The 12,336-nt window shown below is 53.4% G+C and carries 12 protein-coding genes; all 12 read left to right on the forward strand.

Translation table 11 applies throughout. The annotated features are described in order from the left end of the window. Positions 1-28: 28 nt before the first annotated feature. Positions 29-1,843: a DNA polymerase III subunit gamma/tau gene (dnaX, locus tag C0977_RS06325; RefSeq protein ID WP_101912808.1), complete on the forward strand. Its 1,815-nt coding sequence runs from the start codon at positions 29-31 to the stop codon at positions 1,841-1,843. Positions 1,844-1,876: 33 nt separating this feature from the next. Further along, a complete protein-coding gene (locus C0977_RS06330; RefSeq protein WP_023053942.1) occupies positions 1,877-2,197 on the forward strand; it encodes a YbaB/EbfC family nucleoid-associated protein in 321 nt (106 codons plus the stop codon). Next, entirely contained in the window at positions 2,197-2,787 is a 591-nt protein-coding gene (recR, locus tag C0977_RS06335) for a recombination mediator RecR (protein WP_023053995.1), read from the forward strand. Before C0977_RS06330 ends, recR begins: the two co-directional genes overlap by 1 nt. Positions 2,788-2,794: 7 nt before the next feature. Next, positions 2,795-3,040, forward strand: a complete 246-nt coding sequence (locus tag C0977_RS06340; RefSeq protein ID WP_023053982.1) for a pro-sigmaK processing inhibitor BofA family protein — start codon at positions 2,795-2,797, stop codon at positions 3,038-3,040. Between the two features lie 21 nt (positions 3,041-3,061). Then, on the forward strand, positions 3,062-4,186 hold the full coding sequence (locus C0977_RS06345) for an efflux RND transporter periplasmic adaptor subunit (protein ID WP_023053984.1): 1,125 nt from the start codon (positions 3,062-3,064) through the stop codon (positions 4,184-4,186). A gap of 16 nt (positions 4,187-4,202) precedes the next feature. Next, positions 4,203-4,964 (forward strand): IclR family transcriptional regulator, encoded by a 762-nt coding sequence (locus C0977_RS06350; RefSeq protein WP_023054048.1) that lies wholly within the window; start codon positions 4,203-4,205, stop codon positions 4,962-4,964. Beyond that, positions 4,961-5,566, forward strand: coding sequence for a DNA-3-methyladenine glycosylase (locus C0977_RS06355; protein ID WP_101912809.1), 606 nt, complete (start codon positions 4,961-4,963; stop codon positions 5,564-5,566). Before C0977_RS06350 ends, C0977_RS06355 begins: the two co-directional genes overlap by 4 nt. Positions 5,567-5,609: 43 nt before the next feature. Continuing rightward, positions 5,610-6,500: a DUF2156 domain-containing protein gene (locus C0977_RS06360; protein ID WP_101912810.1), complete on the forward strand. Its 891-nt coding sequence runs from the start codon at positions 5,610-5,612 to the stop codon at positions 6,498-6,500. An 82-nt stretch (positions 6,501-6,582) separates the two neighbouring features. Next, positions 6,583-7,749: a GNAT family N-acetyltransferase gene (locus tag C0977_RS06365; RefSeq protein ID WP_036242959.1), complete on the forward strand. Its 1,167-nt coding sequence runs from the start codon at positions 6,583-6,585 to the stop codon at positions 7,747-7,749. A gap of 583 nt (positions 7,750-8,332) precedes the next feature. After that, complete coding sequence (menB, locus tag C0977_RS06370; RefSeq protein WP_101912811.1) at positions 8,333-9,148, forward strand: 1,4-dihydroxy-2-naphthoyl-CoA synthase; 816 nt, start codon at positions 8,333-8,335, stop codon at positions 9,146-9,148. An 11-nt stretch (positions 9,149-9,159) separates the two neighbouring features. Continuing rightward, positions 9,160-10,650, forward strand: coding sequence for an o-succinylbenzoate--CoA ligase (gene menE, locus C0977_RS06375; RefSeq protein ID WP_101912812.1), 1,491 nt, complete (start codon positions 9,160-9,162; stop codon positions 10,648-10,650). Between the two features lie 117 nt (positions 10,651-10,767). Further along, entirely contained in the window at positions 10,768-12,183 is a 1,416-nt protein-coding gene (locus C0977_RS06380; RefSeq protein ID WP_101912813.1) for a DASS family sodium-coupled anion symporter, read from the forward strand. The last annotated feature ends 153 nt before the right edge of the window (positions 12,184-12,336 follow it).

The following is a 12,336-nucleotide window of genomic DNA, read 5'->3' on the forward strand; positions in this document are numbered from 1 at the left end:
TTTTTGGTATATGGAGTAGTGATTCTAAATGGCGTATGTGGCTTTGTATCGTAAATGGCGTCCTAAGATATTTGAAGATGTCGTCGGGCAGCGGCATATTACGGAAACCTTGCAGAAAGCGATAGAGACGGATAAGGTGGCGCACGCCTATCTTTTTTCCGGACCGCGCGGCACGGGCAAGACGAGTACGGCGAAGATCTTCGCCAGAGCGATGAATTGCCGGCGCGGACCGACGGCGCATCCCTGTAATGAGTGTGACGTTTGTCGCCATATTGCGGCCGGAGAATCATTGGACGTCGTTGAGATCGACGCCGCTTCCAACCGCAGCGTCGACGATATTCGGACGTTGCGGGAAACGGTCAAGTTCATGCCGGCTGAGGGACAGAAAAAGGTTTATATCATTGATGAAGTGCATATGCTGACGACGGAAGCGTTCAACGCGCTGTTAAAGACGTTGGAAGAGCCGCCGGGACACGTGATTTTTATCCTGGCTACGACCGAGCCGGAGCGGATTCCCGTTACGATTCTGTCGCGCTGTCAGCGGTATGAATTTCGCCGTATCACGAGCGGTGATATTGCCGAACGCCTGTTGTACATCGCGGCACAGGAACAGATCGACATCACGGCGGCGGCGGCCCGGATCATTGCTCTTCAGGCCGATGGCGGCATGCGGGACGCCTTGAGTCTGTTGGATCAATGCGCCGGCAATTCGGCATCAACGATTGATGAAGACGTCGTGCGCAGTCTGCTGGGACTCGTCGGCAGGGAGTGGCTTTTTCGCATCGGTGAGGCGCTGCGCCGCGGCGACGGGCGCACGCTGATCGAAGCCGTCGATACCGTTGTCGCCATGGGCAAGGAGCCGCGGACCGTTTTGACCGAAGTTATTGCTCATTTGCGTGCCGTTATGCTTTGCCAGGCCGCGCCGCAATCGGATTTGCTGGCAGCGTATGCCGATGCTTCGGACAGGCTCGCGGCGGCAGCGGCGGCCCTTGACGGCGACCGTGTTTTTGCCATGATCGAAGTGTTGCAGGACGCTTTGCTTCGGGCCAAGACGTCACCGTTGCCGCGCATTGCCGTGGAAATGGGGCTGCTGATGGCCAGCCGCGTTCGCGGGACGGAGCAAGGCGACTTGGGAGGCAGGGTGAAACGGCTGGAAGAGCGGAACGATACAGTGCCGCCGTCGGTTCTGGAACGCATCGGCCGGATTGAAGCCGCTCTTGCAGACGGCCGGCCGTTGCCGCACTCGGATCCTGCGGCAGCGGCGCCTGTCCGATCGCGGCCGGCTGACGTGGCTGCGGCGACGACTGTTGCCGCGAAGGAAATGCCGGAAGAGGAGCCTGCCGAAACACGGGCCGCTGCGTCTGCATCGCCGTTGCCGCAACCTGCAGCCGTCAGCAGTGAGCGGTATGACGCCATTTGGCAAGACGTCTGCCGGATTCTCGACAAGGAACGAAAGAAGGTTATTCTCGCCTGCGTCCGCGGCGGTCGTATCGTCCATATCGGTGATACGGACGTCATCGTCTCCTTGAAAGGCGATTTTATGGTCAAACGGGCGAACGGCAAGGATTACTATACGCATATTGATGCGGCGCTGGCGAAGCTGTTGGGCAAGGGGTATCATATGGTCTGTTATGAGGAAAAGGACCCGGCGCTGGCGGCGTACGAAAAAAAAAACGCTGAAAACACAGTTGTAGGCGTAACACGGGCATCCGTGCCGCAGACGCCTTTAGGGCGGCAGCGCATTGGCGTTGCCGACATACCGGAGGCGGAACGAAAGATGCTCGATCCGCTGTTGAAAACGGTGGGAGAATGTACCATTTATCTGGAAGATGAAAACGTATGAAGATCTGGTTAGCCATAATAGGAGGTAGTTGCAATGTTTGGTGGAAATAATATGCAGGGTATGATGAAGAAAGTACAGAAGATGCAAAAAGACATGCAGAAGCTTCAAGATGAATTGAAGCAGCGCACCGTTGACGCCACTGTCGGCGGCGGTGTCCTGACTCTTACGATGAACGGCGAAAAAGTGGTCGAACGCGTTCATATCGATCCCAGTGTCGTTGATCCCGAAGATACGGAAATGCTTGAAGATCTGATCGTTGCCGCCGTCAATGAAGCAAATAAGAAAGTGGATGAAATGATGGCGCAGGAAATGAGCAAGATCACAGGCGGCATGAAGCTGCCGGGAATGTTCTGATGGATACGCCTCTCGATCGGTTGGCAGAAGAATTTCGCCGTTTGCCCGGCATCGGCATCAAGACGGCCCGTAAGCTGGCGTATTTTCTGGTGCAGGAGCCGGATGACAAGGTGCGGGCATTTATTGAGGCCGTTGCTACTGCGAAAAAAGAGATGCGTCTTTGCTCCGTCTGCTTCAATCTTTCCGCGCAGGACCCGTGCCCGATCTGCGACGACGACAGGCGGGATCGTTCCGTCATCTGCGTCGTCGAAACGCCGCAGGATGTCCTGGCCATTGAACGGAGCGGTGATTACCGCGGTCTCTATCACGTCCTGCACGGAGCTTTGTCGCCGCTAGACGGTATTGGCGCCGATGATTTGCGGATCAGAGAATTGCTGCAGCGCCTCGGCGACACGGAGGTGCAGGAAGTCATCATCGCCACCGATCCCGATGTCGAAGGCGAGGCGACGGCTCTTTACCTGGCCCGGCTGCTGAAGGCGACAGGCATTCGCGTGACCCGCATTGCCCGCGGTTTGCCGGCGGGCGGGGATATCGAGTTTGCCGACGAGGCGACGCTGGCCGGCGCCGTGGCGAACAGACAAGAAATGTGAGGTCACTATGGAATATACGAGTATTCTCATCGGTATCGTCGTCCTGTTCATCCTGAATCGCCTCTTGCTGGCGCCGCTGCGGCACCTGATTGTTAACGTCGTCAGCGGCCTGGTCGTATTTTGGCTGATCAATACTTTCGGCGCCGCCTTCGGGTTGCACACGGTACCGGTCACCTGGGTAACGGGGCTCCTGGTCGGTATCTTCGGCTTGCCTGGCGTTCTCGCGGTGACGGCATTTTACACCTTTTTTTAAGAAAGAACGGGAAGGGATAGCGTGAATTGGAAAAAATGGGCACTCCTTGCAGGGACTGCCGTTGTGACGGCGGCTCTTTTAGCGGGTTGCGGCAATACCGTTTCCACGAAAACGGAAACGGTTATGAAATCGGAGCATCCCGTTGCCTTGACACTGGATGCCAACATTACGGCGCTTCACATGACAAATATTATTCCCAAATTATCGGGAAAATTGGTATCCGCACCGCTTACGGTCGGACAGGAAGTAAAGGCCGGAGACGTTGTCGTTCAAGTCGATGCGGCGCCTTATCAGCAGAGCGTCGTCGCCGCCGAAGCGCAATTAGCGGCGGCGACAGCGACAGCTGCCGCTTATGTGCCGTCCCAACCGGAAGAAGCTTCCGGCGGCGATGGAAGTCAGCGTGCCAAGCTTGATGTCTGGTATCAAATGGGGGCCATTTCCAAGGTCGAATATAATCAAATGATGGCGCGCAGCGGCGCCTCGGCGCCGTCTGCGGCGGCGCAGCCGGCTGCGGACAGCGGACAGATCGCGCAGCTGCAGCAATCCGTTCAGGCTGCTCGCGATATGCTCGGCAATGCGACGATCTACTCGCCTATCGACGGTCGTGTTACGGCTGTCAATGATAATCCGTCCATTGCCGTAGCCGGCAACGTGTTGGCAACGATTCAGCAGATAACGCCTCTCGTCGCGACCTTTGCCGTACCGGAAGACTATATCCGGGCGTTGACGGATGCCAAGGGGAAAGGCTCAATCACTGTTACCGTGTTGGCTGCTTCCGGAGAAACGGAAATCGGTGAGCTGACCTATTTGGCAACGGAAAAAGACAATGCTACGGGAGCGTATATGGCGAAAGTTACGTTCAACAATACGAAGAATCTCTTTGTTCCCGGAGAGTTTTATCACGTTCGCCTTTCGACGCCGCAAGTCGTGGAACAGATCACCGTGCCGAAAACGGCTATCCGTACAAAAGACAGCGGCGATTTTGTGTATATTGTCAAAGATGACGGTCTCGTCGATGCCAAGGCCGTTCTTACAGGCGATGAGGAAAACGGCAGGGTTATTATCCTCGACGGTTTGCGTGAAGGCGACCGCATCGTTGCCGATCCGCCTGATTCATTGGAAATAGGCATGAAGATCAACGGGTAAAGAGAAGGTGAATGGAGTGAAAGAAGCAGATCAACACATGAACCGGCAGAACAGCTTGCTGAAATCCCTGGAAAAAAGCCTTGATGTATTGGATCTTTTCGTCGACAATAATACGGGCATGGCACTAAAGGAGATTGCCGAACGGACAGACTTGAACACGTCAACGGCATTTCGGATTGTCAATACGCTGGAGCGGCGTCAATACTTGACGCGCAGCGATTCGTCCAAGCAATATCGCCTCGGTCCCCGCGCCTTGGCGTTGGGGTATTCATCACATTGGACGGAAAATGTCATTACGCTGGCCAAGCCTTATTTACGGCAGCTTCAGCAGGAATTTAACGAGACCGTCAGCATTTATATTGCCGAAGGCGATCATCGTATCTGCCTGGATCATGTTGAGAGCAGCCATTCTTTGCGCCGCGTTATCCCTCTCGGAGAGGTTCTGCCCATCTATAAAGGCGCAGCCGGCAAGGTGCTGATCGCCTGGGCGTCTGCGGAAGAGCGGGAACGCATCATTGCGGCGTACGGGACGCTGACGGAAAGCGAATTGACGATGATCCGGCACAACGGATACGCCATTACGCAAGATGAAAGCGAACACGGTCTTTTTGCCCTGGCTGTGCCTGTTTTCAGTTTTGAAGAGCGTGTTGTCGCCTCCTTGACCATTGCCGGTCCGTCGATGCGTTTTTACGACTCCATTCGCCAGAAAATGCTCTTCATGATGAGTCAGTTCGCGTCGGAAATATCTTATTCTCTCGGCTGTCGTAAGCGGACATGATACAGTCCAGATGGCAGCGGGAAGAATTTGCCGAAGGCGCCGTCGTTCTGGCACGGGCGCTTTTGGGGTCCTATCTCGTGCGGCATACGGCGCAAGCGCATTTTGTCGGCCGTATTGTGGAAACGGAGGCCTACGGCGGCACTTACGACGGCAAGATAGATGACGGCTCCCACGCCAGCCGCGGCAGGACCAAGCGGACGGCGCCGATGTTTGAAGCAGGCGGCATTGCCTACGTTTACCTGATTTACGGCATGTACCACTGCTTTAATATCGTCACGGGCTCGCGGGATACGGCGGAAGCCGTTTTGATCCGCGCCGTTGAGCCCGTCGACGGAATTTCCGCCATGTTGACGAATCGCAAGGCGGAAAAATTTTCCGTCAATCTTACGAACGGGCCGGGCAAGCTGTGCCGGGCGATGGATATCACACTGGCACAAAACGGCGCCGACCTGTGCGGCGACGGTCTGTATCTTCTGCACGATGACGGGAGCGAATCCGTCGATATCGCCGTGTCCCGGCGCCGTAATATCGAGTACGCCGCAGCGGGAAAACAATTTCCGTGGCGGTTTTATCTCAGGGACAATCCGTTTGTTTCCAAATAGTTGTAAGGGGGAGATTTTTATCATAAGTTTCAGAGAATTTCGATTGGAAGATAAACCGATCATTGATGATTACTTTCAACAAAAGCGATATGAACAGGCCGATACGTCATTTATGACGCTTTTTTCCTGGCAACGGCCTTATGAAATACAATGGGCTAAAGAGGACAACGTCCTATTTATTCGCTCCGGCCGCGGCAAGAAGCAGTTTTGGCTGCCGCCCTTTGCCCGTAAGGACGGCAGCTTTGTCAAAGGGCTCGAACATATGAAAGAATGGTTTGCCGCCCAAGGATACCCTTTTCTCATGAAGGGCGTCGTGCCCGAAGTTGTCGAACGCATTACGGCGCTTTGTCCGGACTGTTATACGATTACGCCGGATCGAGATAACTATGAATACGTGTACTTGACGCAGGATCTGATCAACTTGTCGGGCAAAAAATTCCGGCAGAAGAAAAATAATCTCAATCATTTTCGTAATCAGTATATGGGCTATGAATACGTGCCGATTACGCCGGATGTTTTTACGGAATGTCTGGAAGCGGAAAAACGCTGGTTTGACGGACGGCTTGACCGCGATGAAGAAAATGACGAAGAACTGTATGGTGAACGGCAGGCCATTGAAACGGTCTTTGCCAATTGGGACGTTCTCGGTGCGACAGGCGGCGCCATCCGCATTTTCAATAAAATCGCGGCCTTTTCTATCGGGGAAATGCTGAACGACGATACGGCCATCATCCACTACGAAAAGAGCGATCCCGCCATTCGCGGCCTTTATCAGGCGATCAACCACGAATTTGTCGTTCATGCCTGGAGCCATACGACGTATATAAACAGAGAAGAAGATATGGGGATTCCCGGTCTGCGCCAATCGAAGGAGTCATACAATCCGCATCACTATGTTGAAAAATTTGATGTGACGTTAAGAGAACAAGTCTGACGCTCAGTCCTATAGGAGCGGTCAGACATGAGCAGTACGGCTGCTTTGCCGCATTTTTCCGACAGGAAAGGAAGGGGATACGATGGAATTCCGCATCGCCGAAAAGCAGGACAGAGGATTGATCGAAGCGTTATGGGCTTACTGTTTTGAGCCGAAGGAGGATCCTTTTTTTCAATGGTATTTCAGACACGTCTATCGCCCTGAAAACGTTTTGCTCGGGTTTAAAAACGAGGCGCTCGCCTGTCTTACCCATTTGAATCCGTATACGTTGAGGCTGCGCGGCCGTTTTGTCGAAACTTCTTATATCGTCGGCCTGGCGACGCATCCGGCGGCACGGCACGGCGGCGTCGGCGGCAAGCTTCTGTTGGCGGCGCTGGAAGAAATGAAAAGGCGTCACCATTTCGTCAATATCCTCATGCCGTCAAAGGCCGGATTTTATCAGCCTTACGGTTATGAGCTATATTGTCATCAATGGCAGGAAACGATGCCCCTTGAAGCGCTGCGGCCTTTCGTCGTCAAGGATGTCCGTTTCGCTTTTCTCAGCGATCCGGACCAATGGCATTATTTGGCGGATATTTATGCCCGGTATACGGCGGACCTGTCGGGCTATGCCGTGCGCAATGAAGAATCGTGGCGCAGCCATATCGCCGGTCAGCTTGCCGAAGGACAGATCGCCGTCGTGTTTGACGGAGAACAGCCTATTGCGTACATGTTCTATAAATTGGGCGAGCCGACGATTAACTGCGGTGAATTCGTCTACGCCACGGCCAAGGGAAAGGGCGGCCTTCTTTCTTATCTTTACAACCATCGTTCGCAGGGGACGGCAGTTCGCTGGAACGAAGGCCTGCACGATGAGTCGTACCGTTTTTATCCGGACGGTAAAGAAGGCCATCAGACGATTCCCTTTATGGCAGGCCGCATTGTCGATGTCAAAGGAGCCTTGGAAAGCGTTGCCTACGCGCCGTCACTGGCGACTTCGCTGACCGTCGCCGTCGCCGACCCGCTGGCCTCATGGAACACGGGTACGTTCACGTTGACGGTGCAGGGAGGTGCGGCAACGGTTGAATATACGCCGCAGGCGGAACCGGCCGTTTCCCTGTCCGTGGGAGCTTTGGCCCTTCTTCTCTTTGGCGCTGTAGATGCCGCTGCGCTGGCCTTCAACGGAAGGCTTGACGGTACGCCGAAAGCGGTCGAGGCGCTGCAAAATATTTTTCCGAAGACGAAGTGCTATATCAACGAATGGTATTGATAAGAACGATCGGCGGCACGACCCTGTCGGATCTTTGTTGGCAAAACGAAAAGCAGATATTTCCTGTACAAACGGGGAATATCTGCTTTTTATGGTAAATGCGGCATTTGACCGTAGCCGCGCCGGATACGGTCGGCGCTGGTATTTATTGTAGATACGTACTGCAAAGCTGTAAAGCAGGCAGAGATAGTCGATTGCGGCGGGACATGCCGTCTTACCGCGTTGAAGACGGCAGAAAGAAATGAAGCGGCGCCAAGACGACGGCAGTTCCGTCTTCTTTCTTCTCATTTAAAACAATTATTGATATAATGGACACAATAGTTGCTTGCATGGCGACATCGGTTGAAGAAAATATATGGGCAGAATCTCAGGGTACGATAGATTCATCATCACAATATCGCAGATGGTTCTGCCCTTGATTTGCGTTTGCGCGTCCTTGCCGAAACCGGCGCGAAAGGCGGCGCTGTCCGCTGTATAGCAGGCTCGTTAACGGCCAAAAGGGATGGGTAAATGCAGGGACGAGATTCGCTTGACGGCAACAACGGAGAAAGCAGATAAACGTAATTGGAGAGGAGAAGGCAACATGACAGATTGGCAGTCGGTGAAGACATATGAGGAGATTTTATTTGAACGGAACGGGGGCATCGCTAAAATCACGATTAACCGTCCTCAGGTACACAACGCGTTTACGCCGTTAACGGTAAAGGAATTGATGGAGGCGTTTTCCCTTTGCCGTGACGACGCCCACATTGGGATTATTATCTTAACCGGAGCCGGTGATAAGGCGTTCTGCTCCGGCGGCGATCAAGGTGTACGCGGCCATGGAGGTTATGTAGGACAAGACGGCATTCCGCGCTTGAATGTCCTTGATTTGCAACGGCTGATCCGCGTGATTCCCAAGCCGGTCATCGCCATGGTAAAGGGTTGGTCTATCGGCGGCGGGAACGTGCTTCAGCTGGTATGCGATTTGACGATTGCAGCAGATAACGCCCGTTTCGGACAAACCGGACCCAAGGTAGGTTCCTTTGACGCCGGATACGGTTCCGGATATTTGGCGAGAGTCATTGGACACAAGCGGGCTAAAGAGGTATGGTTCCTGTGCCGGCAATATACGGCGCAGGAAGCGTATGAAATGGGTTGGGTCAATACGGTGGTTCCTTTGGCGGACGTGGAAACGGTGACGCTGCAATGGTGCGAGAAGATTTTGGAAATGTCGCCGACGGCACTGCGGTTCATTAAGGCGGCGATGAATGCCGATACGGACGGTCTCGCCGGTTTGCAGCAATTTGCCGGCGATGCGACCCTTCTTTACTATACGACGGATGAAGCCAAAGAAGGAAAAAATGCGTTTTTGGAAAAACGGTCTCCCGATTTTGATTCTTATCCGAAATTTCCGTAAGGCTGTTTTCTATGACACTGGAAAACTGGATTTTTAAACGGGCGCGGCTTTCGCCGCACAAGTTGGCGTTCATCTTTGAAGAAGAGCAGTGGACGTTTGAGGAGCTGTACCGAACGGCACAGGAAATGAGCGATCTGTTCGCCACCGTGTTGGATGCCTGCGGCGGAATCAACCGTGTCGGCATTTTTTCGAATAATTCCGCAGAAATGTACGTCGCCATATTAGCCTGCATGAACGCCGGCATAGAAATGGTGCTTTTGAATACGCGGCTGAGTGCGGAAGAATTGACTGTGCAGATTAACGATGCAAGCCTCTCTCTGATTTTTTGCGCAAATGAATGGTTGACGCGCCTTTCGGAAGTGAACGACGCGGCAACGGATGTTGCCATAACGTGCCTTTCGTTGGAATGGTGTTACGCCAACCGAAAAAAGGCGTCCCGGCGGCGCGTCATGCAGGAGTTGTTTCCGGACGATCAGGTCATGAGTGTTCTATATACTTCCGGAACGACGGGAAAGCCTAAGGGCGTAATGCAAAGTTACGGCAATCATTACGCATCGGCGATGGCCAGCGTTACGAACCTCGGTTTCCATGAAGCGGATATGTGGGTGGCGATTACGCCGTTATATCATGTCAGCGGCCTTTCCGTGCTTGTCAGGGGGCTGGTTTACGGCATGCCGGTTCATCTTTTCCGGCGCTTTGACGCCGCTTTGGTCAATCAGGCGCTGCTGCGTGGGAAGGGGAGCATCATTTCCGTAGTAAGCTATACGCTTTCGGCATTATTAAAAGATCTTGGCGATGCCGTATATCCGGACTCGTTCCGCCTTATGCTTTTAGGAGGAGGCTTTGTTGACCGCTCATTATTGTCGGCCTGTCAGGAAAAGCGGATTGCCGTGGTACAGTCCTTCGGCATGACGGAAACTTGCTCGCAAATCGCCGCTCTGCCGCCTCGCGATATTTCAAGAAAAATGGGTTCGGCAGGATTGCCGCTTTTTTCGAACCGCCTGCGCATTGGCGGGACCGGAGCGGGCGAAGGCGGCGTAGGCGAGATCCAGATTCAGTCGCCGGCGTTATGTGTCGGGTATTTAGGCCAGAACGAGCGATATCAAAGGTCCTTTACCGCCGACGGATGGTATCGAACCGGCGATATGGGATATCTTGACGAAGAGGGGTACTTATATGTCAAGTGCCGACTGGCAGATTGTATCATTTCGGGGGGAGAAAATATTTATCCCGTTGAAATAGAGACTTGCTTAAAAAACAGTCGCCATGTCCGTGAAGCGGCCGTCGTCGGTAAAATCGATGCGACGTGGGGAATGGTTCCCTGGGCGTTTTTGGTTGCCGGCGGGACCGACAAACCGACGGATGAAGAACTGAAATCCTTCTGTTTGCGTCATTTAGCGGCGTTTAAAGTACCGAAACGGTTTGTATGGGTAGACGAATTGCCTAAAACCGCCGTAGGAAAAATACAAAAATATAAGCTGTTGGCCGCGTTTGCGGAATAAGAAGGAGGCGACCGCGACGGGGCGAAAGGTGCGGCGCAGCAGCGCGCGTACTTTTCGGCCGCTAGGTGCGGCAATGCAAAAAAAACGTAACGCTATTTGTGCGGGAATAGAGGAGAAATGAAAGATATAAACGGTTTTATGCGGTTCTTGCCGGCCCTTGCCGTTGCCGGTGTTTTATACTTGACCGAGGCGCCAACCGGTATTTCTGTACCTGTATGGCATGCTTTTACGCTTTTTTCCGGATTTATTCTGGCCTGCTTTTTTTCGGCGGCGTCGCTGGGAGTCCTGGTGCTCGTGTTGTTATGCAGTCTCCTGCTGACGAAGTCCGTGCCCTTGGAGGTATTGTTGGGCGGATACGGGAATCCTGCGGTTTGGCTGGTGTTATTCGCTTTTTTCACGTCCGTCGGATTTCGGAAAACCTGTTTCGGACAACGCGTCGCGTATCACTTCATTGCTGTCATGGGGCATCATCCGATCCTGCTCGTCTATGCGATCAGTTTTTGCGACTTTTTGATTGCCCCTTTTTTGCCGAATACGAATGCCAGGGGAGCGGGAATCATATTTCCGATCACGAAGGCTCTCGCCGAAGCGCTGGATTCCGGACCGGCGGCAAGCAGTCGGAAAAAAATCGGCAGTTACCTGTTTATGGCAAGTTTTCAGCTCAATTTAATTATCGGCGCCGTGTTTTTAACGGCCATGTCGACGAATCCGCTGGCTGTTGCGATGCTGCAGGCATCGTTCGGCATAGAAATCTCGTGGCTGACCTGGTTTGTATATGCCAGTGTGCCGATGCTTCTCGTCTCAGTCGCCGTTCCCTGGGTTATTTATGGGTTGAACAAACCGACGATGACGGCGGAAGAGATGAAGTTGGCGCCCCGTTTCGCGCGGGAACAGCTAAAAAAAATGGGCCCAATGGCAAAAAGAGAGAAGGTTTTGCTTGCTATTTTCTTGGGGATGATTACGCTTTGGACGTTGGGGCCTGCATTGCAGATCCATGCGGCTGTCGTTGCTTTAACCGGCGTAGTGTTGATGCTTTACACGAAGATTATAGCATATGCCGATTTGTTGGAAGAAAAAATGGCTTGGGATATCTTGCTCTGGCTTGCTCCGTTGCTCGCCCTTACCGGATTTTTAGCCGGCCACGGCGTTATTCATTGGCTCGTAACTTGTATACAGGCTCCTTTTTTAGGATGCGCGTTCATATTCGTTTACGCGGCATTGGTATTGCTCTACTTTTATATTCACTATTTTTTGACCAGTCTCTTTATCCATCTGCAGGCTTTCTTTCTGCCCTTCGTTACGGTTTTGGCGGCATTGGGCGGAGATTTATACGTTATCGGGATGGTGTTTGCTTTATTGACCTGTGTGTCTCCGGGCACGACGCATTACGGCACGGGAACGGCGGCCATTTACTACGCTTCAGGATATGTGACACAAAAAGAATGGTGGCTGACGGGCGCGGTTGTGTCGGTGGTGGAGGTGTTCTTCATCGCCGGCGTCGGCTATCTTTGGATGAGTTTGCTGCGGGCATGATTTTATGAGCGGTACCGTACCGACATACGAATCGCTGTAAGCGGCACGCGAAGCCGCTTTGCGCCGGAGCGGAGATATCCGGGCGGACTGCGGCGGATAGCGCACAACGGTAAAATAATAGATCAAAACGGCGGGAAAACGCCCCCATGTCGA

The sequence above is a fragment of the Megasphaera vaginalis (ex Bordigoni et al. 2020) genome, assembly GCF_900240295.1.
GTDB lineage: Bacteria > Bacillota > Negativicutes > Veillonellales > Megasphaeraceae > Megasphaera > Megasphaera vaginalis.